27 protein-coding genes are annotated in these 24,066 nt (G+C 70.0%); 17 read left to right on the plus strand and 10 right to left on the minus strand.

The features are described from left to right. Positions 1 to 15 precede the first annotated feature (15 nt). The 8 genes from rplF to map all read left to right on the plus strand — a co-directional run bounded on the left by rplF (position 16) and on the right by map (position 5,452). On the plus strand, positions 16 to 552 hold the full coding sequence (gene rplF / locus ACQ5BE_RS07985; protein WP_208709931.1) for a 50S ribosomal protein L6: 537 nt from the start codon (positions 16 to 18) through the stop codon (positions 550 to 552). A gap of 2 nt (positions 553 to 554) precedes the next feature. Next, positions 555 to 938, plus strand: a complete 384-nt coding sequence (gene rplR, locus ACQ5BE_RS07990) for a 50S ribosomal protein L18 (protein ID WP_430296476.1) — start codon at positions 555 to 557, stop codon at positions 936 to 938. 35 nt (positions 939 to 973) lie between these two features. After that, positions 974 to 1,636 carry a 30S ribosomal protein S5 gene (rpsE, locus tag ACQ5BE_RS07995; RefSeq protein WP_430296478.1) on the plus strand — a complete coding sequence of 221 codons (663 nt, stop codon included), beginning with the start codon at positions 974 to 976 and terminating at the stop codon, positions 1,634 to 1,636. A 3-nt stretch (positions 1,637 to 1,639) separates the two neighbouring features. After that, the gene (rpmD, locus tag ACQ5BE_RS08000; RefSeq protein ID WP_208709925.1) at positions 1,640 to 1,846 is read left to right on the plus strand and encodes a 50S ribosomal protein L30; all 207 of its coding nucleotides are present in this window, start codon (positions 1,640 to 1,642) and stop codon (positions 1,844 to 1,846) included. After that, positions 1,846 to 2,313, plus strand: a complete 468-nt coding sequence (gene rplO, locus ACQ5BE_RS08005; RefSeq protein WP_208709923.1) for a 50S ribosomal protein L15 — start codon at positions 1,846 to 1,848, stop codon at positions 2,311 to 2,313. Before rpmD ends, rplO begins: the two co-directional genes overlap by 1 nt. Before the next feature lie 302 nt (positions 2,314 to 2,615). Then, on the plus strand, positions 2,616 to 3,932 hold the full coding sequence (gene secY, locus ACQ5BE_RS08010) for a preprotein translocase subunit SecY (RefSeq protein ID WP_208709922.1): 1,317 nt from the start codon (positions 2,616 to 2,618) through the stop codon (positions 3,930 to 3,932). A gap of 5 nt (positions 3,933 to 3,937) precedes the next feature. Then, entirely contained in the window at positions 3,938 to 4,513 is a 576-nt protein-coding gene (locus tag ACQ5BE_RS08015) for an adenylate kinase (protein WP_208713057.1), read from the plus strand. Positions 4,514 to 4,621: 108 nt separating this feature from the next. Then, positions 4,622 to 5,452 (plus strand): type I methionyl aminopeptidase, encoded by an 831-nt coding sequence (gene map, locus ACQ5BE_RS08020; RefSeq protein ID WP_430296480.1) that lies wholly within the window; start codon positions 4,622 to 4,624, stop codon positions 5,450 to 5,452. A 62-nt stretch (positions 5,453 to 5,514) separates the two neighbouring features. Here the strand turns inward: map and ACQ5BE_RS08025 are convergent, their stop codons facing one another. Continuing rightward, positions 5,515 to 8,445, minus strand: a complete 2,931-nt coding sequence (locus ACQ5BE_RS08025; protein ID WP_430296482.1) for a helix-turn-helix transcriptional regulator — start codon at positions 8,443 to 8,445, stop codon at positions 5,515 to 5,517. A gap of 144 nt (positions 8,446 to 8,589) precedes the next feature. Here ACQ5BE_RS08025 and ACQ5BE_RS08030 point away from each other — a divergent pair, with 144 nt between their 5' ends. Then, the gene (locus ACQ5BE_RS08030) at positions 8,590 to 8,820 is read left to right on the plus strand and encodes a hypothetical protein (RefSeq protein WP_430296484.1); all 231 of its coding nucleotides are present in this window, start codon (positions 8,590 to 8,592) and stop codon (positions 8,818 to 8,820) included. 78 nt (positions 8,821 to 8,898) lie between these two features. On the opposite strand, the gene ACQ5BE_RS08035 is transcribed toward ACQ5BE_RS08030, so the two are convergent. The 3 genes from ACQ5BE_RS08035 to ACQ5BE_RS08045 all read right to left on the minus strand — a co-directional run bounded on the left by ACQ5BE_RS08035 (position 8,899) and on the right by ACQ5BE_RS08045 (position 12,164). Continuing rightward, the gene (locus tag ACQ5BE_RS08035; RefSeq protein ID WP_430296486.1) at positions 8,899 to 10,242 is read right to left on the minus strand and encodes an ABC transporter substrate-binding protein; all 1,344 of its coding nucleotides are present in this window, start codon (positions 10,240 to 10,242) and stop codon (positions 8,899 to 8,901) included. Between the two features lie 75 nt (positions 10,243 to 10,317). Next, positions 10,318 to 11,217 carry a carbohydrate ABC transporter permease gene (locus ACQ5BE_RS08040; protein ID WP_430296488.1) on the minus strand — a complete coding sequence of 300 codons (900 nt, stop codon included), beginning with the start codon at positions 11,215 to 11,217 and terminating at the stop codon, positions 10,318 to 10,320. After that, positions 11,214 to 12,164, minus strand: a complete 951-nt coding sequence (locus tag ACQ5BE_RS08045; protein WP_430296490.1) for a carbohydrate ABC transporter permease — start codon at positions 12,162 to 12,164, stop codon at positions 11,214 to 11,216. The genes ACQ5BE_RS08040 and ACQ5BE_RS08045 overlap by 4 nt, the downstream gene beginning before the upstream one ends. Positions 12,165 to 12,411: 247 nt before the next feature. On the opposite strand from ACQ5BE_RS08045, the gene ACQ5BE_RS08050 reads away from it, so the two are divergent. Further along, the gene (locus ACQ5BE_RS08050) at positions 12,412 to 13,461 is read left to right on the plus strand and encodes a P1 family peptidase (protein ID WP_430296492.1); all 1,050 of its coding nucleotides are present in this window, start codon (positions 12,412 to 12,414) and stop codon (positions 13,459 to 13,461) included. A gap of 270 nt (positions 13,462 to 13,731) precedes the next feature. Here the strand turns inward: ACQ5BE_RS08050 and ACQ5BE_RS08055 are convergent, their stop codons facing one another. The 3 genes from ACQ5BE_RS08055 to ACQ5BE_RS08065 all read right to left on the minus strand — a co-directional run bounded on the left by ACQ5BE_RS08055 (position 13,732) and on the right by ACQ5BE_RS08065 (position 16,410). Next, a complete protein-coding gene (locus ACQ5BE_RS08055) occupies positions 13,732 to 14,577 on the minus strand; it encodes a type IV toxin-antitoxin system AbiEi family antitoxin domain-containing protein (RefSeq protein ID WP_430296494.1) in 846 nt (281 codons plus the stop codon). 303 nt (positions 14,578 to 14,880) lie between these two features. Then, positions 14,881 to 15,243: a hypothetical protein gene (locus ACQ5BE_RS08060; protein WP_430296496.1), complete on the minus strand. Its 363-nt coding sequence runs from the start codon at positions 15,241 to 15,243 to the stop codon at positions 14,881 to 14,883. Positions 15,244 to 15,303: 60 nt separating this feature from the next. Further along, entirely contained in the window at positions 15,304 to 16,410 is a 1,107-nt protein-coding gene (locus ACQ5BE_RS08065) for an NYN domain-containing protein (protein WP_430296497.1), read from the minus strand. Between the two features lie 272 nt (positions 16,411 to 16,682). On the opposite strand from ACQ5BE_RS08065, the gene infA reads away from it, so the two are divergent. From infA to rplQ, 6 genes are all read left to right on the plus strand, one after another. Beyond that, positions 16,683 to 16,904 (plus strand): translation initiation factor IF-1, encoded by a 222-nt coding sequence (infA, locus tag ACQ5BE_RS08070; protein ID WP_011775571.1) that lies wholly within the window; start codon positions 16,683 to 16,685, stop codon positions 16,902 to 16,904. Between the two features lie 66 nt (positions 16,905 to 16,970). After that, a complete protein-coding gene (rpmJ, locus tag ACQ5BE_RS08075) occupies positions 16,971 to 17,084 on the plus strand; it encodes a 50S ribosomal protein L36 (RefSeq protein WP_011775570.1) in 114 nt (37 codons plus the stop codon). Between the two features lie 218 nt (positions 17,085 to 17,302). Next, positions 17,303 to 17,680, plus strand: coding sequence for a 30S ribosomal protein S13 (gene rpsM / locus ACQ5BE_RS08080; protein WP_066499470.1), 378 nt, complete (start codon positions 17,303 to 17,305; stop codon positions 17,678 to 17,680). Positions 17,681 to 17,720: 40 nt separating this feature from the next. Further along, entirely contained in the window at positions 17,721 to 18,125 is a 405-nt protein-coding gene (gene rpsK / locus ACQ5BE_RS08085; RefSeq protein ID WP_043120112.1) for a 30S ribosomal protein S11, read from the plus strand. Positions 18,126 to 18,301: 176 nt separating this feature from the next. Next, positions 18,302 to 19,312, plus strand: a complete 1,011-nt coding sequence (locus tag ACQ5BE_RS08090) for a DNA-directed RNA polymerase subunit alpha (protein ID WP_208709899.1) — start codon at positions 18,302 to 18,304, stop codon at positions 19,310 to 19,312. 58 nt (positions 19,313 to 19,370) lie between these two features. Continuing rightward, positions 19,371 to 19,952: a 50S ribosomal protein L17 gene (rplQ, locus tag ACQ5BE_RS08095; protein ID WP_344298828.1), complete on the plus strand. Its 582-nt coding sequence runs from the start codon at positions 19,371 to 19,373 to the stop codon at positions 19,950 to 19,952. Positions 19,953 to 20,078: 126 nt separating this feature from the next. On the opposite strand, the gene ACQ5BE_RS08100 is transcribed toward rplQ, so the two are convergent. After that, on the minus strand, positions 20,079 to 21,731 hold the full coding sequence (locus ACQ5BE_RS08100; RefSeq protein WP_430296500.1) for a sensor histidine kinase: 1,653 nt from the start codon (positions 21,729 to 21,731) through the stop codon (positions 20,079 to 20,081). Positions 21,732 to 21,838: 107 nt separating this feature from the next. Here ACQ5BE_RS08100 and ACQ5BE_RS08105 point away from each other — a divergent pair, with 107 nt between their 5' ends. Further along, positions 21,839 to 22,723, plus strand: coding sequence for a response regulator transcription factor (locus ACQ5BE_RS08105; protein WP_430296502.1), 885 nt, complete (start codon positions 21,839 to 21,841; stop codon positions 22,721 to 22,723). 24 nt (positions 22,724 to 22,747) lie between these two features. Here ACQ5BE_RS08105 and ACQ5BE_RS08110 read toward each other — a convergent pair whose 3' ends face one another. Together ACQ5BE_RS08110 and ACQ5BE_RS08115 are read right to left on the minus strand one after the other, a co-directional pair. Beyond that, positions 22,748 to 23,146 (minus strand): Hpt domain-containing protein, encoded by a 399-nt coding sequence (locus ACQ5BE_RS08110; RefSeq protein WP_430296503.1) that lies wholly within the window; start codon positions 23,144 to 23,146, stop codon positions 22,748 to 22,750. 28 nt (positions 23,147 to 23,174) lie between these two features. Next, complete coding sequence (locus tag ACQ5BE_RS08115) at positions 23,175 to 24,059, minus strand: type II secretion system F family protein (protein WP_430296505.1); 885 nt, start codon at positions 24,057 to 24,059, stop codon at positions 23,175 to 23,177. Positions 24,060 to 24,066 lie beyond the last annotated feature (7 nt).

Consider the following 24,066-nt stretch of genomic DNA (forward strand, 5'->3'; position numbering starts at 1 on the left):
AGGAAGGAAGAAGATATGTCCCGCATTGGACGTCTCCCCATCACCGTCCCCGCCGGCGTCGAGGTCAAGATCGACGGCTCCGTGGTGACCGTGAAGGGCTCCAAGGGCGAGCTGACCCACACTGTGGCCAGCCCGATCGAGGTTTCCCTCGACGACTCGACCCTCTCGGTGACCCGCCCGAACGACGAGCGCATCGCGCGCTCGCTCCACGGCCTGACCCGCACGCTCATCTTCAACATGATCGAGGGCGTGACCAAGGGCTACGAGAAGAAGCTCGAGATCGTCGGCACCGGTTACCGTGTGCAGGCCAAGGGCTCGGACCTCGAGTTCGCGCTCGGCTACTCGCACCCGGTCACGGTGAACGCGCCCGAGGGCATCACGTTCACGGTCGAGGGCCCCACCAAGCTCTCCGTGTCCGGCATCAACAAGCAGCAGGTCGGCGAGGTCGCTGCCAACATCCGCAAGCTGCGCAAGCCCGACCCGTACAAGGGCAAGGGGATCCGCTACGCCGGCGAGGTTATCCGCCGCAAGGTCGGAAAGGCTGGTAAGTAACCATGGGTCTGGGCATCAACAAGAAGCGCGTGGCCAAGTCCAAGCAGCAGGCTCGGGCTCGTCGCCACTTCCGCCTCCGCAAGAAGATCGTCGGCTCCGCCGAGCGTCCCCGCCTCGTCGTGAACCGCTCCTCGCGCCACGTCTTCGTCCAGGTGGTCGACGACAGCAAGGGCATCACGCTGGTCTCCGCCTCCACTCTCGAGGCCGACCTCCGTTCCTTCGAGGGCGACAAGACCGCCAAGGCCAAGCGCGTGGGCGAGCTCGTCGCCGAGCGTGCGAAGGCTGCTGGCATCGAGGCCGTCGTGTTCGACCGCGGTGGCAACAAGTACCACGGCCGCGTGGCTGCGATCGCGGACGGCGCACGTGAAGGTGGGCTGGCACTGTGACCGCAGACAACGCAGCGAATGCAGAGAAGGTGAACGTGACCGAGCAGAATTCAGCGGAGGCTGCTGGGACCGCTCCCGCCACCGAGGAGCGCCGCGGCGGTCGTCGTGGCGAGGGTCGCGGCCAGGGCCGCGGTGACCGCGGCGGCCGTGGCGGTCGCGACAACCGCGACGCCGAGAAGAGCCAGTTCATCGAGCGCGTCGTGACCATCAACCGCGTCGCCAAGGTCGTCAAGGGCGGCCGTCGCTTCAGCTTCACCGCCCTCGTGGTGGTGGGTGACGGCAACGGCATGGTCGGCGTCGGCTACGGCAAGGCCAAGGAGGTCCCCGCGGCCATCGCCAAGGGTGTGGAGGAGGCCAAGAAGTCCTTCTTCCGCGTCCCCCGCATCGGCACCACGGTCCCGCACCGTGTGCAGGGCGAGTCCGCCGCAGGCGTCGTCATGCTGCGCCCGGCCGCCCCGGGTACCGGTGTGATCGCCGGTGGCCCGGTCCGCGCCGTCCTCGAGTGCGTCGGCATCCACGACGTGCTGTCCAAGTCCCTGGGTTCCTCGAACGCCATCAACATCGTCCACGCGACGGTCGAGGCGCTCAAGGGCCTTGAGGAGCCGCAGGCTGTGGCTGCCCGCCGTGGCCTCGCGCTGGACGAGGTCGCCCCGGCCGCCATGGTGCGCAACCTCCAGAACTCGAAGGCAGGTGCATGAGTCATGGCGAAGAACCTGGCTCCCTCCGACGCCACGTTGGAGATCACCCAGATTAAGGGCGTCATCGGCGCCAAGCAGAACCAGCGCGACACCCTTCGTTCGCTCGGCCTCAAGCGGATCGGCCACACGGTCACCCGCAAGGCCGACGCCGTGACGGTGGGCATGGTCAACACGGTTCCGCACCTCGTGAAGGTTGAGGAGGCGAAGTAATGGCAGAGAACGAGACTGAGAAGTCTTCTGCGCTGAAGGTCCACCACCTGCGTCCCGCCGCTGGCGCCAAGACCGCGAAGACCCGTGTGGGTCGCGGTGAGGGCTCCAAGGGCAAGACCGCCGGCCGTGGCACCAAGGGCACGAAGGCCCGCTACCAGGTCAAGGCTGGCTTCGCTGGCGGGCAGCTTCCGCTGCACATGCGCCTGCCGAAGCTCCGCGGCTTCAAGAACCCGTTCCGGGTCGAGTTCCAGGTCGTGAACCTGGACAAGCTCTCCGAGCTGTTCCCGGAGGGTGGCACCGTGACGGTCGAGGACCTCGTGGCCAAGGGCGCCGTTCGCAAGAACGAGCCGGTCAAGGTGCTCGGCTCGGGCGACATCACCGTCAAGGTCGATGTCACCGTGCACGCCTTCTCCGCGTCCGCCTCGGAGAAGATCGCCGCCGCCGGCGGCTCCGCGAACGTCCTCTGACCTTCGCAGGAGCGCAGCCGACGCTGTGAGACGAGGGGCCCCTGCCGCCGTCGTGGATTACCCACGACGGCGGCGGGGGCCCTTCGCGTTGGGGCGCGCCCCGAGCGCGGGAGGGGGCGCACGACGGCGCCGCGGGCCTTCCGCGTTCGCCGCGCCGGAGGTGCCGCTCGCCGCTCGCCCGGGCGCCGATTCACTGCTGACGGTCCGGTAACGGTAAACTCGTGAGCTGGACCCTCGACTCCGGGCCGCCATCCATGCCCTGGAGCCAATGACCCTACATTCCTCGGATGGGGAGGAGAAGCGTGCTTTCTGCGATTGGCCGGGCTGTCCGGACGCCCGACCTGCGGCGCAAGCTGCTGTTCACGCTGGGCATCATCACGATCTTCCGCCTGGGTGCCTTCATCCCCGCGCCGGGCGTCAACTACGCGAACGTGCGACAGTGCCTCTCCCCGTCGGTGACGGGCGACCAGCAGGGCATCTACCAGATGATGAACCTCTTCAGCGGCGGTGCGCTGCTGCAGGTGTCGATCTTCGCGCTCGGGATCATGCCGTACATCACGGCGAGCATCATCGTGCAGCTGCTGCGCGTGGTCATCCCGCGGTTCCAGGAGCTGTACGACGAGGGCCAGGCGGGGCAGACGAAGCTCACGCAGTACACGCGCTACCTCACGATCGCCCTCGGCCTGCTGAACGCGACGACGCTGGTCTCGCTCGTCCGTTCGGGCCAGCTGTTCCCGAACTGCCAGCTGCAGATCATCCCGGACCAGAGCATCATCACGACGATCCTCGTGATCATCACGCTCACGGCCGGCACGGGCCTGATCATGTGGCTGGGCGAGCTTGTGACGGAGAAGGGGATCGGCAACGGCATGTCGCTGCTGATCTTCACCTCGATCGCCGCGACCTTCCCGACCTCGCTCGGGCAGATCTGGTCCTCGAAGGGCCCTGGCACGTTCTTCCTTGTGATCGTCATCGGCATCATCACGATGACGCTGGTCGTGTTCGTCGAGCAGTCGCAGCGCCGCGTGCCGGTGCAGTACGCGAAGCGCATGATCGGCCGCCGGACAGTCGGCGGGACGAGCACGTACATCCCGATCAAGGTCAACATGGCGGGCGTCATCCCGGTCATCTTCGCCTCGTCGATGCTGTACCTGCCCGCTCTCGTGGCGCAGTTCAACACGCCCCACGACGGCTCGCCGATCCCCGGCTGGGTGGAGTGGATCAACAACAACCTGACCCGCGGCGACCACCCGGTGTACATGGCGATCTACTTCCTGATGATCCTCTTCTTCACATACTTCTACGTCGCGATCACCTTCAACCCCGAAGAGGTCTCCGACAACATGAAGAAGTACGGCGGCTTCATCCCCGGCATCCGTGCCGGGAAGCCCACTGCGGACTACCTGCAGTACGTACTTTCGCGCATCACTCTGCCGGGCGCCCTGTACCTGGGCATCGTGGCTCTGATCCCGCTGATCGCCCTCGTGCTCGTCAACGCGAACCAGAACTTCCCGTTCGGCGGTACGTCGATCCTCATCATGGTCGGCGTGGGCCTCGAGACCGTCAAGCAGATCGATGCTCAGCTCCAACAGCGACACTACGAAGGACTACTGCGATGACGAGAATGCTGCTCATTGGCCCGCCCGGTTCCGGCAAGGGCACCCAGGCGGAACGGATCTCCGACCGCCTCGGCATCGTCGCCATCTCGACGGGCGATATCTTCCGCTTCAACGTCAAGGAGCAGACGCCCCTCGGCATCGAGGCGAAGAAGTACATGGATGCCGGCGACTTCGTCCCGGACTCGGTGACGAACAGCATGGTGCGCGACCGCCTCGCGCAGGACGACGCCGCGAACGGCTTCCTCCTCGACGGGTACCCGCGCACCGTCGCGCAGGTTGAGTACCTGGACGAGATCCTCGCGGAGAAGGGCCAGTCCCTCGACGTGGTCCTCCAGCTCACCGCCGACGACGAGGAGCTCGTCGCGCGCCTGCTGAACCGTGCCAAGGAGACCGGGCGCAGCGACGACACCGAGGACGTGATCCGTCACCGCCTCGAGCTGTACCACACGCAGACGGAGGCCGTGGTCTCCAAGTACGACGAGCGCGGCACGCTGACCCGCGTCGACGGCATCGGCGCCATCGACGAGGTCACCGACCGGGTGCTTGCCGCGATCGAGACGACGGTGCGCTCCGCCTCCTAGGGGGACGCGCACGACGACGACAGGCGCCGTCCGCGGGTCACTCCCCGCGGGCGGCGCCTCGTCCTGTGGAGCGTGGGCCATCGGGCCCACTGGAGGAAGGGAGCGGCTGTGATCGGCCAGCGGAAGATCGAGTACAAGAACAACGGGCAGCTGCGCATCATGGCCCAGGCCGGGGTGCTGCTGAGCCGTGCCCTCGACGCCGCCGTGGCCGCCGCCGTGCCCGGGGCCACGACCGACGACCTCGACGCGGCCTTCGCCGCGGTCGTGGACGAGGCGGGCGCCCAGTACAACTTCCTCGGCTACCACGGCTACCCGCGCCACATCTGCGCCTCCGTGAACGACGAGGTCGTGCACGGCATCCCGGGCAGCCGCGTGCTCGCCGAGGGCGACATCATCTCGATCGACGGCGGCTGCGTGGTCCGCGGCTGGAACGCGGACTCGGCGCGGACGGTGATCGTCGGCGACGGCGACCCCGAGGACGTGCGGCTGTCCGAGGTGACCCGCCAGGCCATGTGGCACGGGATCGCCGCCTTCGCGAAGGGCTCCTTCGTGGGGGACATCGGGGACGCTATCGACGACTTCGTCTCCGCACAGGAGGGGGCCCCGCTGGGCATCCTCGAGGACTACGTGGGCCACGGGATCGGCTCCCAGATGCACATGGCGCCGGACGTGCTGAACTACCGCACCGGCCACCGGGGGGCGAAGATCAAGCCGGGCATGGCCCTCGCGATCGAGCCGATGCTCGTGCGCGGGTCCATCGACACCAAGGTGCTCGACGACGAGTGGACGGTCGTGACCACGGACGGCTCGCATGCCTCCCAGTGGGAGCACTCGGTCGCCCGGCACGCGGGCGGCATCTGGGTGCTCACGGCGCCCGACGGCGGGGCCTCCGAGCTCGAGCCGCTCGGGGTCACGCCTGTTACCATCCCCGCCGGTTGAGCCCGGTTCCCATCCCCGCTGGTTGAGCGGAGTCGAAACCCATGGTTGGTGTGCACGTGCGCTCAGCCGCCGTGGGGCGGCCGCCCCCGCGCGGCGATCCGCGCGAGGTCTACGCGGTTCGCGGCCCCGGTCTTCCGCAGGAGGCTCGAAATGTGGGAGCTGACGGTCTTCTCGCTGATCACCAGTTCCCGTGCGATCTCGCCGTAGGTCCTGCCCGCTACCACGTAGTCGAGGATGGCCGCCTCGCGGGGCGTGAGCCCGGGGAGGCGGGCAGGGCCGGCGTCGTGCGTCTGGGCGACCGGCCCGGTGGGGATCCTCGCCTGGGACGCGAGCTGGTCGAGCGCCTCGAGGACGGGCCGGGCCTGAAGCCCGGCAGCCAGGGCAAGGCCGCGGCGGAGGAACGCGCTGCCCTGTGCCCTGGAGGCGCGGCCGTGGAGCAGGAACGCCTCGGCCGCCCGGCGGCAGGCATACGCCTCCTCCCAGCGCAGCGACGCCTCTCCGCACGCGTCCGCGGCCGCAGCCCACGCCGCGGCGTTGTCCCGTTCTGCGCGGGCGCGGCCGAGCTCTGCGAGGTAGAGGCTGTGGAGCGCCGTGAGGACGGACAGATAGAGTTCCTGGTCGCCGTGCGTTTCGTGGAGCCCATGGGGGAAGCGCCTCTGGAGTTCATCGGCGGCGCTCACGAAGCTGTCGGCGCGGCGGCCGCTGTCCCTCGCGTCCTGCGCCTGGTCCGCGAGGGCCCGCGCTGCCTGCATCACGAGCCACTCGCACATGGTGGGCGGGGGCCCCGGCCGCGTCGCTCCTGCCATGGCCGCCGAGAACGACTCCGCGGGCCGGCCGCAGGCGGCGTACACCTCTGCCCGGATCGCGGCGAAGTCCAGGTTCAGGTACGCCTCCCCGTTGTCCGAGAGCTCCTCGGCCCGTGCGAGCTGGGCGAGCGCGTCGTCGTCCCGGCCCTGGAGGGCCGCGAGCCGGGCCGCGGTGAGGCGTGCCGAGACGTCGGCGATTGGCCCGGGGTCCGCGCCGAGGGTGTTCCTGAGCGCCGCAAGGGTCCGCCGCCACTCGCCGACGGCAAGCCAGCTCTCGGCCTCGATCGCAGCGAGCTTCGCCGTGTAGGCGTGCGGGGACCCATGGGCCTCCAGCCGCCGCCGGCCCTCGGCGATGATGTCCGCGTACTCCCTGAGGAACATGGTCGGGAGCTGGGCGTTCGCGTGCCACATGACGGCGTGGATGGCGGCCCAGAAGTCCCGCGCGCTGAGGGCGTCCGCGATCGCTTCCGCGGTCAGCTCGACGGCCTCCTGGTTCCGCCCGTCGGCCAGGGCGGCCATCGCGGAGGCAGCCCTCGCGTAGGTGAGTGCGAGGGGATTCCCTGCGCGGACGGCGATGGCCAGCGCGCGCTCAGCCAGGGCGCCGCCTTGCCTCCGGTCCCTCCACATGAGAGCATGCGCGTGCTCCGCGAGCGCGTAGGCATGCTGCCAGCTGCCCGGTTCCGCCTCGGCGAGCCGGACTGCCTGCGCCGCGACGGCCGGTTCGAAGAAGGCTTCCCCCGTGGACCAGCGCAGGTGCATGCGGCGGATCATGAGCTCCGCGACCGCGAGCGGCTCCGCCCGCGGGTCGAGCGCAGCCAGCAGGGCGTCGACCGCCTCGAGCTCGGCGGTGAAGTCCCCCGCGTCGCGGGCGGCCGAGCGGACCGCCCCCCACAGGTCGCGGGGCGTCTCACCGGCGTCCGGCACCCGCTCTCGGAGGGCGACGGCGCGCCGCAGCAAGCGCAGCGTGTCGCTCGGCGTGATCGAGCCGTCGCCGGAACCGGCGGCCCGCAGCGCCCACCGGTAGGCGGCCTCCGTGTTCCCCGCGCGGTGGTGGTGGTCGGCGAGTGCAATGAGCGGCAGCGGCGACCGCCCGTCGTCGTGCGTCTCCGCAAGCTCCTCGTAGACCGCGGCGAAGACGCCGTGCCAGCGCTGCCGCTCGTCGGCGGAGAGGGTCTGCACGAGCATCTCGGCGATGAGCGGGTGGTGGAACCAGTAGGTCCCGTCGGGGGAGAGGTCGAGGATCCCCGCGGCGGCGGCCGCGCGCAGGAGGGGCACGACGGCATCGGGCGGCACCTCGTCTGCCGCGACCCGGCGGAGGTCCCGCACGGCCACCTCCCGGCCTCCGACGGCGAGCATCGCGGTCAGGAGCCGCGCCTGGTCCGGGAGCCCGTGCCACGACCTGAGCACTGCTGTCCCCAGGTCGGCCGGGAGCCCGGAGCCGAGGTGCCGGTCGGCTGCGGTCAGGCCGCGGGCCAGGAGGGACGTGAGGTACGGGTTGCCGGCCGAGCGGGCGAAGACCTCGGTGACCAGCGACTGCCGCGGAGCCGCTCCGAGGAGACGGCCGAGCAGGGCCTCCGTGCCGGGGCGGTCGAGCGGCTGGAGCGTGCTGACCTCGACGCCGGGGAGCCGTCGCACGTCCGCGAGCCACTCCCGCAGCGGTGAGGCGGAGTGGGCCTCGCTCAGCCGTGAGGTCGCGAGGACGGCCAGGCAGCGATCAGCGGGCCCGGCGATGAGGTACATCAGGACATCCAGGGTCCCCTGGTCGGCCCAGTGCAGGTCGTCGACGGCGAGGACAACCGGGGCGTCCTCAGTGAGGGCGGTGAGCCATTCGTCGATGAGCAGCGGCATGTTCGCAAGCGACTCGCCGGAAGCCCGGTGCAGGAGCGGAACCGGCCCCCGGTCGGCCGGCGCGGCCCGGAACGCCGAGCGGAGGGCGAGGTACGGGACCGCCGAGGAGCCCATGGGCAGCGCCGCCCCCTTGAGGACGTGCAGGCGCCCGTCCGCGGCTGCAGACGCCGTAGCGCACGCCGCCGCGACGAGGGCGGTCTTGCCCACTCCGGGGTCGCCGAGGATGAGGGCGCTGCCGGCCTGGCCCGCGCACGCCGTGTCGATGATCCCGGCCAGCCCGGCCAGTTCCTCCGCACGCCCCACCACGCCGGGGCCGCCGCCGCGCCCCTGTTCCGCCACGTCTCCAGCGTGCCACCGGCGTGCCCGCGCGGGCCAGATCTGAGGGTCCGGCGAGCGGATCTGAGGGGATGCTCCCGATGTGGCCCAGCGCGCTCGGCAGGACTGTTGAAGCATCACTCCACCAGCTGACGGAAGGTGAGTCCGATGATCGCAGCACCCGCATCCCGCACGAGGACGACCGCCATGGCGGCCGCCGTGGCAGCCCTCCTCCTCGCAGTCCTGGCCCCCGGGCCGGCGGGAGGGGCGACCCCGCCCGCGGTCCCCTACGACTCGTCGTTTGCCCCGCTGACCCGCATCGGCGACCAGCTGACCCGGGGAGACCAGCTCACCGGGCACGGCGCGCAGGCCCCCTTCTGGATCCCGGAGCAGCCGTAGGGGTGCCCGCCGACGCGCGACGGCGCCGCCAGCCGTGGAAGGCGGGCGGCTCCGTCGTGCGGGGTTGCCGCGGTGACGCTACTTGAGCTTCGGCTTCACGTCCTTGTCGTAGATGCCCTGGAGGGTCTTCTTCAGGTCGGACATCGTGGACTTCACGTCGCCCTGCTGGGTGACGATCTTGGCCAAGGACTTGGCCATCTCCTGGTCCGCGCCGGGGAGGAACACGCGGGCGTTGTCCTGGACCCGGGTGACGGCGAGCTGGTCGATCGCGGTCTGGATCTGGGGCGTCTTGGCGAGGACCTGGGTCATGTCAGCGGACTTGCGGTTCGGCATGTAGCCGGTGGCGGCGGAGAAGGCCGCCGTGTTCTCCGGCTCTCCGACGAACTTGATGAACATCGCCGCCGCGAGCTGCTGCTCCTTCGAGATGCCCGAGGGGATGCCGAGGCCGGCGCCGCCGGTCGGGCACACGGGCTTCTCCGACTTCGGGCCGCCCGGCAGGAACCCCACGCCCACGTTGAACTTCGCGCTCGCGAGGATGCCCACGAGGGAGCCCGTGGAGGAGATCGTGGTCGAGGTGATGCCGGCCGAGAAGTCGTCCGCGGACTCCTTCGAGGACACGCCCGCCCACTTGTCCTTGTACACCGAGTCCTGGACCCACTGCATCGCGGCGACGGCGTCGTCCGAGTCGCACGTGATGTCCCAGTCCTTGGACCAGCCGGACCCCCAGCCCCACAGGTTGTTCTGCAGCGTCCAGCCCGCGTACCCGGCCAGCGCCGGGTACATGTAGGCGTACTGCGCACCCGAGGCGGCCTTGAGCTTCGGCGCCCAGTCGGCGAACTCGGACCAGGTCTTCGGGGCGCGGTCCGGCAGCCCGGCGGCCTTGAAGTGGTCCTTGTTGTAGTAGAACAGCGGGGTCGAGCGCCCGTACGGCATGGCCCACTGCTTGTTGGCGTACTGGTAGTCCTTCACGAGGGAGTCGCGGTAGTCGCCGAGGTCGAAGTTCAGCTGCTTGATGAGCGAGTCCATCGGGATGATGTTGCCGTTGATGTAGTAGCGGAACCACCACACGTCGGAGAGCACGACGACGCCGGGCAGACCCGAGTTCGCGGCCTGCGCGGTCTGGAACTTCTGCGCGATCTCCTCGTAGTTCGCGCCCGCGGTCACGAGGTTGACCTTGATGGTCGGGTTCGCTGCCTGGAACTTGTCGACGAGCTGCTTCTCGACGTCCTGCGACTTGCCGGGGTGGCTGGTCCAGAAGTCGATGGAGGCGGCGGGCTTGACGTCCTTGAAGTCGAGGTCCGCGGCGGCGGAGGACGCCGATCCGCCGGAGGTGTCCGGGCCGCCGCAGGCGGCGAGGGCCGCGGCCCCGGTCCCTGCGCCGGCGAGGGCGAGGAAGTGACGGCGATCGAGTCGGAATGCCATGGTCTGCCTTTCGTGGGTGGGTGCTGGAGTGGGGAAGGAGGCGGACGACGGCGGGTGCGCGCCCGCCGTCGTGCGTCACCCGGTGACGCTGCCCTGGGTGAGTCCGGCCACGATGTAGCGCTGCAGCATCGCGAAGACCACGAGGACGGGGATGATCACGAGGACCGCGCCGGCCATGAGCATGCCCCACGCCCCGCCGCCGCTCTCGGAGTTCTGCAGGAGGGTCAGGCCGACCGGCAGGGTCATGACCTCGGGGCGGTCGGTGATGATGAGCGGCCAGATGTAGTCGTTCCACTCGGAGACGATCGTCACGAGCGCCACGGTGGCGATTGACGGCACCGAGACGGGCACCACGATCTGCCAGAGCCGCTTCCAGTGCCCGGCCCCGTCGATCTCCGCGGCCTCGAGGATCGAGGCCGGCAGCGTCATGAAGTGCTGGCGCAGGAGGAACGTGCCGAACGCGGTGCCGAGGCCCGGGAGGATGATGCCCCACAGGGTGTTCTTGCCGCCGATCCCTGCGACGAGGATGTAGTTCGGCAGGATGGAGACCTGCGGGGGCACCATGAGCGCGACGAGGATCAGGATGAAGATCAGGTTCTTGAACGGGAAGCGCACGAACACGAGCGCGTAGGCGGTCATGATCGCCAGGGTCACCTTGATCGTGGCCCCGGCGGCCGTGACGATGGCCGAGTTCAGGAAGAACCGCCCGAACGGGACGGTGGTCATCGCATCGCGGTAGTTGTCGAGGTTGAGGGACTGGGGAAGGACCTGCAGCTCGGTCGTGACGATCTCACCGGGCGTCTTGAACGAGCTCAGGACCATCCACAGCAGGGGCAGCGCCACGATGAGGGTTGCGATGATGAGCGGGAGGTAGCCGCCCGCGATGGTGCGGATGAGGTTCTGCCTGGAGAACGGCCGTTCCCTCAGGGGCTCGCCGGCGTGCTCGGCGACGGGGGCGGGTGCGGGGGCGGTCATGCGTAGTGCACCTTCCTCTCGACGAAGCGGAGCTGCACGACCGTGACCACGAGCAGGATCACGAAGAGGACCACCGAGATGGCCGCCGAGTAGCCCGCGCGGTTGTACGAGCCGAAGGCCTGCAGGTAGGCCTCGTAGATGAGGGTGCTCGTCCCGGTGCCGAGGGGGGTCATGATCCGGATGAGGTCGAACGCCTGGAGGCTCGACAGGATCGTGGTGATGAGCAGGAAGAACGTCGTGGGGGAGAGCAGCGGGAGGCTGATGCTCCAGAAGCGGCGCGCGGACCCGGCGCCGTCGATCGCGGCGGCCTCCATGATGTCGCTCGGAAGGGACTGCAGCCCCGCGAGGTACACCACCGCGCAGTAGCCCAGGTTCTTCCAGACGTAGACGAGGATCACCATGGTCAGCGCGAGCTGCGGGTCGTTGAACCACTCGGGACTGCGCGCCCCGAAGCTGCGCAGGATCCACGAGAGGGCGCCGTACCCCGGGTCGAAGATGAACATCCAGACCAGGCCCACGCCGACGCCGGAGAGCACGTAGGGCGCGAACACGGCCGAGCGGGCGAAGGTGGTGCCGCGCACCCTCGCGTTGAGCGCGAGGGCAACGAGGAGGCCCAGCACCATCGACAGCCCCACGGTCAGGACCGTGAAGACAGCGGTGGTGCCGAGGACTCGCGCGGCGTCGTCGCTGCCGAAGAAGGTCGCGTAGTTGTCGAAGCCGATGTTCCGGGCCCTCGGCGAGCCGAGCGTCCAGTCGAGGAACGAGTACTGGAGGTTCGCGAACAGGGGCCGGTAGGTGAAGACGGCGATGAGGGCCAGATTCGGCAGCGCGAACGCGAGGAAGACGAAGAAGTCGCGGCGGGTGCGTCCGGAGAAGCGGGTGCGTCTGGCCGGCGGCGACGTGGGTGCTGCGCCCTTGCGGCGGCGCTCCGCGGTGAGGTCGCTCATTGTCGTATCCTGCGACCGGAATGAGTCGTTGACAAGCTTTTCCTTCATGGTTCTCGGGGCTGGTGCGGAATTCCCCCCGCCCAGTAGTGGACCACGCCCGGCATGGGTGGACTGACCGCGGCGGCCGGTTCCGTGGGTTAATTCCGCCGGAGGTATCCAAGAGTTCACCCTGAGTTTGCGCGCATCCGGCCCGGCCCGGGGCGGCGCGCTGTTGAGCGGAGTCGGAAGGGAGGCGTTGAATGGCCCCATGGGTTCCCTCCTCGATGTACCCGGCATCCGCGTGGGCCATGCCCAGCGCGTCGGCGACGGATGGCTCACGGGGGTGACCGCCGTCGTGCTTCCCCCCGGCAGTGCGGGCGGGGTGGACGTGCGGGGCGGCGGCCCCGGCACCACCGAGACCGATGCGCTCGACCCCTCGACCCTCGTCCAGACCGTCGACGCCGTCGCGCTCTGCGGCGGGAGCGCGTACGGGCTCGCCGCCGCGACCGGCGTCCAGCTGTGGCTCGAGTCGCAGGGGCAGGGGCACCCGGTGATGGGCGGGGTGGTCCCGATCGTGCCGGGGGCCGTCATCTTCGACCTCGGGCGCGGCGGGGACTTCTCCGCCCGCCCCGACACGGCGATGGGGTTCGCTGCGGCGGCCGCCGCCGCCGGGCTCGCGGACGCGGACGACGCCGGCCTCCGCGGCTGCGTCGGTGCCGGCACCGGGGCGGTGCTCGGCAGGATGCAGTACAAGGGAGGCGTCGGCATGGCCTCGGTGCGTGTGCCCGGCGGGCCCGTGCCCGGGCCGCCCGGGATGCCCGAGGTGTCGCTGCCGGAGGGCATCGTGGTGGGGGCGCTCGCGGTGGTGAATGCCGCCGGCCTGCCCGTGTTCCCCGGCGCCCAGGCTACGGCCGTCGCCGAGGAGGCGGTCGCGGCGGCCAAGGTCCGTCCGGGTGGCCCGGGCGGGCCCGGCGGCGGGGGCGGCGCTGGAGGCGGACTGAACACGACACTCGTGGTGGTCGGGACGAACGCCGCGCTCACGCCCGCGGAGTGCCAGCGGCTCGCGACGGCCTCACACGCCGGCCTTGCCCGCGCGCTCGACCCGAGCCACACCCTCGTCGACGGGGACACCGTCTTCGCCGTCTCGACGCGGGAGATCGCCGCCGACCGCTCGAGCGACCAGGCGCGGGTCTCCCTCATGATGGCCGTGCAGATCGCCGCGGCGGAGGCGACCCGGGACGCCATCCTCGACGGCGTCCTCGCGGCGACCCCCGTCACGACCCCCTTCGGCAGCTGGGCCCCCTACCCGGCCCCCTGATCCGCCGAGGTCACCCCGTGTGGTGCCGAGGTCACCCGGTGTGGTGCCGAGGTCACCCCGTGTGGTGCCGAGGTCACCCGGTGTGGCGTCGAGGTCACCCGGTGTGGTGCCGAGGTCACTGCACGCGGGGCCCGACCCGGGGGAGGCGTACTGATTTCCCCAGCTCTTGGGGCCAGCAGCGCGCTCGGCAGGTTCCGAGCCCACGGATCGCGCGGGTCGGAAGCTGAAGCTGGGGACGAGCGCCCCAGAAGGTGGGGAGGAATGCCCGCCTCAGAGGGCCGGCGGCTCGCCCAGAGAACGCCGAGCGGCCACCACAGCCTTCACCCGCTCGACCATCTCGCCCGGACGGTGGACGACATCGGCGTAGCCGAAACGCACGACGGGAAGACCTAGAGCCTGGGCGCGGGCATCCCGCGCGTAGTCCTCGTACCGGCTGGCGGGCTTCTGATGCTCTTTCCCATCGGTCTCGACAGCCACGCATTCCTCGACGAGGTGATCCACCCACCCCACGCCCTTCACCCAGACCTGCGGCTGCACCCGCAGCCCGGCTCTGCGCAGGTGGGTTCGGGCCAGTGTCTCAACGAGGGAATCGGCTCCCGTGTCGATGAGATCCAGAACGGCGCGGACCCGCCCGTTGCGACGTCCCGGGAGGTGGGCCCGGAGGAAGTCCTTCGAAAGCCCCTTCTGCACAGCGGACTCGGCGATGACCAGCGCCTCGAGTTCAGGCAGGCAGGAGAGCGCATGCAGCACCACGTCGGCCAGGGAGGCGAACCGGCTCCCAGGATCACCGGTGACCCAGGACTGCCGGTGCACCACGGCCCGCTCCGACACGAGCCGCCCGTCCGTCCGGAGCAGATGCACGCGCTCAGGCCTCTGCAGAACCCAGAGGCCGTGGCCCTCCGCTGCGGAGACACAGGTCAGGAGCGAATTGGTCGTCAGGCATCGCACGAGCAGCGGATCGGCTCCGGGAAGCACGACGACGCCCCTCGCCGGCCGCTCGACCGTGCCCTTCGCGATGGCCGCCTGCAGCTGACGCCGACCGATGCCAGCCGCGATGAGCTCCCCCGTCCGGGCAACACCGTTCCTCGCGCTCAGCTCTTGGGTCACATCGGCCATGCCTCATCGTGGCCAGCCCTGACCTGGGACTGAAGCTCCGGCTTCTACGATGTGGACGGTCAGCCTCAAGTGGCCACCTGTGGAGGAGTAATCCGGGTCGTCCACGTGAGCAGCCGTCCCCGTCTGGCGGCGTCGATTCCCGTACCGTCCTCCCCAGTTCTTGACGGCCGGGTCGCTCAGAGTGGACGGCAGCCCCAGTGCCCCTGTGGGTTGCTGCTGAAAGCTGGGGAGGAACGGCCCGAAAGCTGGGGACGACCGCCCGCGCCGCATGAGGCGGGGCCTGGGCAGCCCCGGTCGCTGGAGCTAGCGCCCCTCGTCCCCCGCCCGGCCACCGGAGCCCAAGTCCTCACCGATCGCGTCCACCATGGCGTCTTCGTCGGGCACCACACCGTGGTTGATGAAGATCCCGCCGAACTTTCGGATCAGGGCCCGGTAGACGTCGACCCGGCGCTGGTCCACCTCCGGGATCGGCGCCGAGCCGTACGTGAACACGAGCTGCGAGCTGGGATTGAGGAACAGGGTCATGCCCTTGCCCTCCCGGCCGGCGGCGATCCACATCGACTTCCCGTCCAGGAGGCGTTCGAGGACCGCACCCTGCACCTGCCTGAGTTCGACGTCGTCGATGGCGTCGAGGGTGAAGCCCAGCCCGTACTCGATCGATCCCATGATTCCCCGCTTCGTCTCCGGTGTGGCCCGGCCCATACTACGGAGGAGCCGGCGCCCCTACTAGGTCTGGAGCAGGCTCGGGGACCGCTCCACGTACGCGTGCTTCTCGTCCCGTCCGAGCGAGTACGACGTCCCCGCGAGCGCGTCCCGCAGCATGTCGCCGAACGTGCCGTACCCGGCGTCGCTGTAGGTCTTGCCGGGGACGTGCTGGCGCACGAGGGAGCCGGCGGTGGCAAGGGACATCCGCGTCGCCGCATCCACGGCGGCGGACATCGGGCCGTTGAGGAACAGCCGGCGGACGGCTCGGAGATATGCGGCGCGCTCGGCGGACGACGGCGGCGCGGTCGCCTTCGCGGGCGCCGCCGCCTTCGACTGGGGTGCTTCAGCGACCGGTGGTTGCGCCTGAGGTGCCACGGCTGCGGGGGTGGCTTCGGGAGCCTTGGCTGGCGCAGGCCGATGGACCGTCAGCCCGCAGTGCTGCTCCACGAAGTTGCCGAGGGTCGCGGACCCGAAGTCCTTGACAGTCGTTGCGGGCCACTTCTGCCGCAGGTGCACACCCAGGGGGCCGGCGTTGACGGCCTTCCCGACGCGCATGCCCGGGTTGGCCTTCACAGCGGCCTTGATCTCGTCCCGGTACTGGGCGAGGGTCGGTGCCCCCGGCTTGCCCGGGCGGGTTGGGGACGCCGGCGGCGCGACCTCGAGGACGTGGTACTCGTCCGCTGCGGAGGCCAGCAGGTGGTTCACGGTCCCGGCCGCAGCATGGTTCGTCGAGGCCACGACGACCCGCTTGTCGAGCTGCCGCAGCCGCCGGACCAGCGGCACGAATCCGCCGTCGCCGCTCACGATCACGAACGTCCCGGTCCACGGCCTGTCCTGCGCCTCGGCCAGGACGTCGACGCACATCTGGATGTCGGCCGCGTTCTTGACGCTCTTCGTGAAGGAGAAGACCTGCACGGCTTCGATGCCGTGGGCGAGCAGGTCGTCCTCATAGGCGCGCATCGCGGGCTGGGCCCAATTCGCGTAGGCGCGTACCGCCGTCGTGCGTGAGACGCCGCCCGGCGGGCTGATCACCGCGGTCAGCTGCTCCATGATGGCGGCGAGGGGCACGGACCCCACGTCCTTCGCGTACCCTCCGAAGAGGTTCTCCAGATCGATGAAGACGGCCACGTTCCTCGGTGGCAGAGATCCAGTGCCCATCGAGTTCCCCCTGTATGACGCGCGTAGGCACACAGTAGTCTCCCAGCGGCCGCGGCGGCTGGCCCGCCGAGCGCACCGTGTACCATGGGCGGATTTAACTTCCGGCCAGCACTGGCGTACAGTTGTGTGTTGGCTGTCGGCCCAGCTATGCCCTTTTGAGGGCTGGGGCCGGTCCAGTCGTCAACCATACACGTCCGCCGGGGGCCCAGCGCGCCCAGCGGCACTGACAGTTAGCGGAGGCTATGGCCAAGAAGGACGGTGTCATCGAGATCGAGGGCGTCGTGACTGAAGCGCTGCCCAACGCGATGTTCCGCGTTGAGCTGACGAACAAGCACGTCGTACTCGCTCATATCTCTGGGAAGATGCGCCAGCACTACATCCGCATCCTCCCTGAGGATCGCGTGGTGGTGGAACTCAGCCCGTACGACCTGACCCGCGGCCGGATCGTCTACCGCTACAAGTAAGCAGCGCGCCCGGGGGCACCCGGGCGTTCATGCTGACCACCTGCTATCAACACGCAAAGGAACGCCATGAAGGTCAAGCCGAGCGTCAAGCAGATCTGCGACAAGTGCAAGGTGATCCGCCGTAACGGCCGGGTCATGGTGATCTGCGAGAACCCGCGCCACAAGCAGCGCCAGGGCTGATTCCCCCGGGACGGGACCCCGTAACGAACGGGACGGGACCCCGCAACGAGGATCAGGCCGGGCGACGCCCACGCAACAACTGAAGAAGGCAGCACAAGCTGCGCTGGGACGACATACAGGGCCCGGACAGCTAACCCCCGGCCCGGAGGCTGGGGCCGCTAGAGCAAGAGCGGGTGTACTGCCTACCACCTCCGGAATACACAAGGAGAACCGCCACTATGGCTCGTCTCGCTGGCGTTGACATTCCCCGCGAAAAGCGGCTGGAAATCGCGCTTACCTACATCTACGGCGTGGGCCGCACCCGTGCGAAGGAGACGCTCGCTGCCACTGGCATCAGCGCCGACGTTCGTGTGAAGGACCTGACGGACGCCGAGCTGGTCCAGCTCCGCGACTACATCGAGGGCAACTACAAGGTTGAGGGTGACCTCCGCCGCGAGGTGGCCGCCGACATCCGCCGCAAGGTCGAGATCGGCAGCTACGAGGGTCTTCGCCACCGCAGGGGCCTCCCGGTCCGCGGTCAGCGCACCAAGACCAACGCTCGTACCCGCAAGGGTCCGAAGCGCACCGTCGCCGGCAAGAAGAAGGCCGGCCGCTGATAGCGGCCAGGTCACCCAGGACTTAGGTAGGAGATAGCACATGCCCCCAAAGACTCGTGCGACGTCGGTCCGCAAGCCGCGCCGCAAGGACAAGAAGAACATCGCGCTCGGTCAGGCGCACATCAAGAGCACCTTCAACAACACCATCGTGTCCATCACGGACCCGTCCGGCGCTGTGATCTCGTGGGCTTCCGCCGGTGAGGTCGGCTTCAAGGGCTCCCGCAAGTCCACCCCGTACGCCGCGCAGCAGGCCGCCGAGTCCGCCGCGAAGCGTGCCCAGGAGCACGGCCTCCGCAAGGTCGACGTGTTCGTGAAGGGTCCGGGCTCCGGCCGCGAGACCGCGATCCGCGCCCTGCAGGCCGCTGGCCTCGAGGTCGGGTCCATCCAGGACGTCACCCCGTCCGCCCACAACGGCTGCCGCCCGCCGAAGCGCCGCCGCGTCTAACAAGGTTGCCGGGGCCGGCGTGGCCGCCCGAGGCGAGCAGTCGCCGTCGTGCGTCGGAAGGACGCACGACGGCGGCGACTCGCCTCACGTGGGCACGCCCGGCTTCATTACTTAGTTCAGACCCTTATCCATCTGTGTTGCGTCATATAGCGGATGCTTCCTGAAAGGAAAACCACGTGCTCATTGCACAGCGCCCCACCCTGTCTGAAGAAGTAGTATCCGAGAACCGCTCCCGCTTCGTCATCGAGCCGCTGGAGCCGGGCTTCGGCTACACCCTCGGCAACTCGCTGCGCCGCACCCTGCTGTCCTCGATTCCGGGGGCGGCGGTCACCAGCATCCGGATTGACGGCGTGCTGCACGAATTCACCACGGTTCAGGGGGTCAAGGAGGATGTCACCGAGATCATCCTGAACCTCAAGAGCCTGTCCATCTCCTCCGACCAGGACGAGCCTGTCGTCGCCTACCTGCGCAAGCAGGGCCCGGGCGTCGTGACGGCGGCGGACATCGCTCCGCCGGCGGGCGTGGAGATCCACAACCCGGATCTGCACATCGCCACCCTGAACTCCAAGGGCAAGTTCGAGCTCGAGCTGACCATCGAGCGCGGCCGCGGGTACGTGTCCGCGGCGCAGAACAAGTCCGCGGACGCGGAGATCGGCCGCATCCCGGTCGACTCGATCTACTCGCCCGTGCTGAAGGTGACCTTCCGCGTCGAGGCGACCCGTGTCGAGCAGCGCACCGACTTCGACAAGCTCATTGTCGACGTCGAGACGAAGCCGGCCATCAAGCCGCGCGACGCCGTTGCCTCCGCCGGCACCACCCTGGTGGAGCTGTTCGGCCTCGCCCGCGAGCTGAACACCGCCGCCGAGGGCATCGAGATCGGCCCGTCCCCGACGGACGCCGCTCTCGCCGCGGACATGGCGCTGCCGATCGAGGACCTGGACCTGACCGTGCGCTCGTACAACTGCCTCAAGCGCGAGGGCATCCACACCGTGGGTGAGCTCGTGGCCCGCTCCGAGGCGGACCTGATGGACATCCGGAACTTCGGCGCCAAGTCCATCGACGAGGTCAAGGCCAAGCTCCTCGAGCTGGGCCTGTCCCTCAAGGACTCGCCTCCCGGGTTCGACCTCGCCGCTCGCGCTGCAGCGATCGACGAGGACGAGGCGCCGTACGGCGACGACGAGCTCTAAGAACATCCTGCCTGCGGCCGGCTAGCGCCGGCAGCGGTTCCCACGAGGAGATAGAACAATGCCTGCACCCACCAAGGGTCCGCGTCTGGGCGGTGGCCCGGCGCACGAGCGCCTCATGCTCAACAACATGGCCGCTGCGCTCTTCGAGCACAAGCGGATCACCACGACCGTGACGAAGGCCAAGCGCCTCCGCCCGGTCGCCGAGCGCCTCATCACGTTCGCGAAGCGCGGCGACCTCGCCTCGCGCCGTCGTGTCCAGGCGGCCATCTCGGCCCGCACGAACACCAACAAGGGCATCATCCACGAGCTCTTCACCGAGATCGCCCCGCAGCTCGCGGAGCGCAACGGTGGCTACACCCGCATCACCAAGATCGGCAACCGCAAGGGCGACAACGCTCCCATGGCTGTCATCGAGCTCGTGCTCGAGCCGGTCTCGGCGAAGCAGGCTGTGGTGAAGGAAGCCGAGAAGGCGACCTCGAAGGCTGCGCCCGAGGCTCCGGCCGAGACCCCGGCCGAAGCCGAGGTCGTCGAGGAGACCCAGGCCGAGGAGACCCCGGCTGAGGCCGAGGCCGCTGAGGCTCCCGAGGCTGAGGCCGCTGAGGCCCCCGCCGAGGAGAAGAAGGCCGACGACGCCAAGTAAGGCGCGCTGAGCGCGCCCCTTGGGCGCGCCTCGCCTCGTCACGCGAAGGCCCCCGTTCCCGCAAGGGATCGGGGGCCTTCGCCGTGCCACGGGTGCCTGGCGCCGGCCGTCGTCCTGCCGCGTGGGTTAGCCCGCGGCGGCCGGGATCCTGAACGTGAACGTGCTTCCGGCTCCGGGGGTGCTGACGCACGCGAGCTCCCCGCCGTGGCGCTCGGCGATGGTCTTGGTGATCGCGAGGCCCAGCCCGACGCCGGGGATGTGGGCCCGGCGGGCGTCGTCGCTGCGGAAGAAGCGCTCGAAGACCATCGGACGGTCCTCGGGGCGGATGCCCATGCCCGTGTCCACAACGCCGATGGTGATCCACCCGTCCTCGGCGCGGGCGCTGAGCGTGACGGTGCCGCCCGAGGGGGAGTACTTGATGGCGTTGGAGAGCAGGTTGTCCACGGCCTGGCCCACCCGGAAGGGGTCCGCGCGGGCGGGGAGGGGCTGGTCGACATCGAGGTCGATCGCTATGTGCGCCCTGGCGGCTGCCGGCAGTGCCGACTCGGCGCGCTCCATGACCACCTGGCCGACGTCGACCCGGGAGGGCACGAGGGGGAGGAGCTCGGCGGAGGACGTGAGCAGGTCCGAGGCGATCCGCACGAGCCGCTCGGCGCCCGCCTGGGCGAGGCCGATCCGACGGCCGAGGCCAGCGGGAAGGTCCGGCGCCTCGAGGGCGAGGTCGAGGTGCCCCAGCACGGCCGTCAGCGGGGTCCGGAACTCGTGGGCGACGGTCCGCACGAGATCGGTCTTCGCCTCGACGTCCTCGAGCAGCTGCGTCACGTCGCCGAACGCGAGGACGGCGCCGCCGCCGTCGCCGTCGAGGGGGCGCGCTCGGACGGAGAGCGCGCGGGCGCTCCCCGCCGCCCCGAGCCACATGACCTCCCCGTCGATGTGCTCCCCGCCGGCAGCCCGCGCGATGGGCTGACGGTCCGGGGGAACCGGAGTGCGGCCGTCGCGCTCACGCAGCGGGAGCCGGTCCAGCGATGCGGACACGCCCTCGGAGGGCACGCCCGCGTCGTCGAGCATCTGCCGGAAGCGCCGGTTGCAGCGGGCGGCGGCACCGTCGGGCGAGACGGCGACGATGCCGATCTCGGCCGTGTCGAGGATTCCGGTCAGGAGCCGCTCGGACTCCTCGGCCCGCTCGAGGAGCCGGTGCAGGTGCCCCTGCGCCGCCCTGAGCTGGCGCTCCTGCACCCGCAGGCCCGCTCCGGCGATCCGGATCGCGACGGCCGTGGCGAGCATGATGAGGGGCAGGGAGGCGAAGACCGTCCACTCGCTGGGCGAGGGGGAGGGGAGTGCGTTGAGGAGCGTGGGCAGGACGATGGCCAGCGGGCCGACCGCGCACAGGACGAGGACCCAGCCGGACGCGAGCGTCGAGGCGGCGATCCAGATGACGGGGAACGCCGCAAGGGACCCGAGCCCGGTGACCTCTGCGCCGCCCCCATTGCGAAGGAACCAGAGGGAGACGAAGTCCACGAGGGGAATCGCCAGCGGCGCGTTCTCCCCGAGGCGCCACCACGGCACGGCGAAGCACAGCACGGCGAGGGCGAGCTGGAGGAGGAGCCCGAGGAGGAAGCCGGGCCGCAGGCGCATCTCGGACGAGGCCGGCCCAGCCGTGAAGACCACCGCGAGGGCGAGGACCAGGGGCAGCTGGGACAGCACGACCCGCGAACGCGGGCCCAGCTCCTGCAGGAGGCGCACGGCACGCCGCACCAGCAGCTGGTCACTGACGGTCACGGCGTCTCCTACCCTTGTCGCAGATTGTCACGCTGTTTTGAGAACTGCGTCATGGGAAATATGGAATAAGTCATCTCAAAAGACAAAAATAGGCATATTGTCAATGCATGTCGAGAGGGGCCATCGTGGAAGAACTGGGGACGGCCCTCGTCGTCGAGGACGACGACGATGTGCGGCAGCTGCTGCAGGAAATCCTCGCGCAGGCGGGGTTCGACGTCGTGGCCGCCTCGTCGGGGCGCGAAGGGGCGGCGCTTGCCCGCGACCGCGGTCCAGTGGTCGTGACGCTCGACGTCAACCTGCCCGACATCGACGGGTTCGAGGTGCTCCGGCGCATCCGGGCTACGACCGACGCCTACGTCGTCATGCTCACCGCCCGCGCGGAGGAGACGGACACGCTCCTGGCCCTCCAGTCCGGCGCGGACGACTACATGACCAAGCCCTTCAGGCCGCGGGAGCTCCGCGCGAGGCTCGCCGCGATGCTGCGCCGGCCCCGCGTGGGTCAGCCAGCTCGGACGACCCAGCCCGCCGCTCCGGCCGCGGCCACCCCACCGGCCGCTACCGCCACGCCGGCCGTCCCCCAGCCAGCTGCCCGGCCGGCCGCGCAGGCAGCCGGGAGTGCCCCGCCGGCGTCGCCCGAAGCGGCCACCCGGCCGCCGCAGCTGCTGGCGCACAACGGGCTCGATCTTGATCCGACCACGCGCACCGCCTCCCTCGAGGGGGAGCCCCTGGACCTCACGCGCAGCGAGTTCGAGCTCCTGCGGGCGCTGCTCAAGGCCGGGGGCAGGGTGCTGACACGCGCTGACCTGGTCCGGATCGCCCGCGGGGACAGGTTCAGGGTGGATGCCTACGTCAGCGAGGCGGACGAGCGCGCCGTCGAGGTCCACATCGGAAATCTCCGGCGGAAGCTCCGCGACGATCCGCGCGCTCCGCGCTGGCTGGTGACGGTCCGCGGCGTCGGCTACCGCCTGGCGCGATCCCGCCAGCAGCAGTGAGGCGTCATAGCGCGAAGTGAGGCGTCACCAGGGGAGGTGGCCCGAGTCGCTCTGCGTCGACAGCGCGTGCGCTGTCTGCTCGCCGCAGTGCTCGACGTCGTCCACGAAGGGCGCAGCCCCGGCCAGCCCCCGGGTGCGCAGGCTGGTCTCGAGCTGTGCAGCGAGCTCCTCGAGTCGGCGGGCTCCCACCATGGCGGAGGAGACCCGCATGCTCAGGACGGCCTCCATGGCCCCGTCGGCGTCGTCGTGGGCGAGGGCACGGGCGAGGGCTGTGCGGCGGCGGGGCCACATCCCGGCGAACTCCCGGGCGAAGGACGCGGCGGCGGGCGCCCCCACGTCCTCGGCGAGCTCCCTGAGGACCCGGGGATCCAGAAGCGGACTGCCGGGTGGGGGGTGCTGATGGTCGCCCTCGGACGCGGTCATGAGTGACTCCTTGAAGTGCATCCGAGACCTACCTTGAGAATATGGCAATTGTATTGATAACGGCAGGCCCGAGAATGGCGATGAACAGCACCGGGAAGATGAAGAACAGCAGGGGGAAGAGGACCTTCACGGGCAGCTTCATCGCCTGCTGCTCGGCACGCTGACGGCGCCGCAGCCGCAGCGACTTGGCCTGGACGCGCAGCACGCGTCCGATCGCGATGCCGTACTCGTCGGCCTGGATGACGGCCTGGACGAAGCTGCGCACCTCAGGCACCGTAGTCCGCTCGGCCAGGCCCAGGTATGCGTCGCGACGGTTCCGGCCGACCTGCATGTCCTGCAGGGTCCGCACGAATTCCTCGGCCACGGGCCCCTTGCCGGTGCCGCCGGCCCGGGCGAGCGCGGCCTCGAAGCCGAGGCCCGCCTCGACCGAGATGAGGAGCTGGTCCATGATGTTGGGCAGCTCGCGCTGGATGACCTTCTGGCGCTCGGTCCCGCGGCTGTAGAGCAGGAGGTCCGGGACGAAGTAGCCGAGCACGACGAGGAAGAGCGCGAGGAGGCGCAGGATCGGCGCGGGGCCGACGCTCATCATGAGGCCGCCGGCGGCAGCGCCGGCAAGGGCGAGTGCGGGCTTCGCCGCGAGCACGCGGCCGAGCGGAAGGGACGCGGGCCGGCCCGCGAGGGCCAGCATCCGGTCGAGCCGGCGGATGTAGGAGGCCGGCGTGAGGAGGCGGGCGATCCCCTCGAGCAGCTGGGCGCTGCCCGCGGCACCTGCCTGGCCCGCGGGGGAGGCGGCGATCCCGCGGGTCAGGTTCGCCCGCACTGCGCGGGCGCCGCCCCGGTCTGCCGAGAGCGCCCACCAGCTGACGGCGGCTGCGGGAACTGCCACGAGGAGGGCAGCGGTCACGATGATCATGGGAGTG

The organism is Sinomonas sp. B1-1, assembly GCF_050474465.1.
Taxonomy (GTDB): domain Bacteria; phylum Actinomycetota; class Actinomycetes; order Actinomycetales; family Micrococcaceae; genus Sinomonas; species Sinomonas flava.

Excerpts from the sequence above, each read along its gene's own strand:
- ACQ5BE_RS08015 (WP_208713057.1), top strand. The coding sequence starts at position 3,938 with ATGCTGCTCATTGGCCCGCCCGGTTCCGGCAAGGGCACCCAGGCGGAA.
- ACQ5BE_RS08110 (WP_430296503.1), bottom strand. The coding sequence starts at position 23,146 with ATGACCGCGTCCGAGGGCGACCATCAGCACCCCCCACCCGGCAGTCCG.
- ACQ5BE_RS08050 (WP_430296492.1), top strand. The coding sequence starts at position 12,412 with ATGGGTTCCCTCCTCGATGTACCCGGCATCCGCGTGGGCCATGCCCAG.
- ACQ5BE_RS08040 (WP_430296488.1), bottom strand. The coding sequence starts at position 11,217 with ATGACCGCCCCCGCACCCGCCCCCGTCGCCGAGCACGCCGGCGAGCCC.
- infA (WP_011775571.1), top strand. The coding sequence starts at position 16,683 with ATGGCCAAGAAGGACGGTGTCATCGAGATCGAGGGCGTCGTGACTGAA.
- rpsM (WP_066499470.1), top strand. The coding sequence starts at position 17,303 with ATGGCTCGTCTCGCTGGCGTTGACATTCCCCGCGAAAAGCGGCTGGAA.
- rpmJ (WP_011775570.1), top strand. The coding sequence starts at position 16,971 with ATGAAGGTCAAGCCGAGCGTCAAGCAGATCTGCGACAAGTGCAAGGTG.
- rpsK (WP_043120112.1), top strand. The coding sequence starts at position 17,721 with ATGCCCCCAAAGACTCGTGCGACGTCGGTCCGCAAGCCGCGCCGCAAG.
- rplO (WP_208709923.1), top strand. The coding sequence starts at position 1,846 with ATGGCAGAGAACGAGACTGAGAAGTCTTCTGCGCTGAAGGTCCACCAC.
- ACQ5BE_RS08055 (WP_430296494.1), bottom strand. The coding sequence starts at position 14,577 with ATGGCCGATGTGACCCAAGAGCTGAGCGCGAGGAACGGTGTTGCCCGG.
- rplF (WP_208709931.1), top strand. The coding sequence starts at position 16 with ATGTCCCGCATTGGACGTCTCCCCATCACCGTCCCCGCCGGCGTCGAG.
- ACQ5BE_RS08030 (WP_430296484.1), top strand. The coding sequence starts at position 8,590 with ATGATCGCAGCACCCGCATCCCGCACGAGGACGACCGCCATGGCGGCC.
- rplR (WP_430296476.1), top strand. The coding sequence starts at position 555 with ATGGGTCTGGGCATCAACAAGAAGCGCGTGGCCAAGTCCAAGCAGCAG.
- rpmD (WP_208709925.1), top strand. The coding sequence starts at position 1,640 with ATGGCGAAGAACCTGGCTCCCTCCGACGCCACGTTGGAGATCACCCAG.
- ACQ5BE_RS08060 (WP_430296496.1), bottom strand. The coding sequence starts at position 15,243 with ATGGGATCGATCGAGTACGGGCTGGGCTTCACCCTCGACGCCATCGAC.
- ACQ5BE_RS08115 (WP_430296505.1), bottom strand. The coding sequence starts at position 24,059 with ATGATCATCGTGACCGCTGCCCTCCTCGTGGCAGTTCCCGCAGCCGCC.
- rplQ (WP_344298828.1), top strand. The coding sequence starts at position 19,371 with ATGCCTGCACCCACCAAGGGTCCGCGTCTGGGCGGTGGCCCGGCGCAC.
- ACQ5BE_RS08105 (WP_430296502.1), top strand. The coding sequence starts at position 21,839 with ATGTCGAGAGGGGCCATCGTGGAAGAACTGGGGACGGCCCTCGTCGTC.
- ACQ5BE_RS08035 (WP_430296486.1), bottom strand. The coding sequence starts at position 10,242 with ATGGCATTCCGACTCGATCGCCGTCACTTCCTCGCCCTCGCCGGCGCA.
- ACQ5BE_RS08045 (WP_430296490.1), bottom strand. The coding sequence starts at position 12,164 with ATGAGCGACCTCACCGCGGAGCGCCGCCGCAAGGGCGCAGCACCCACG.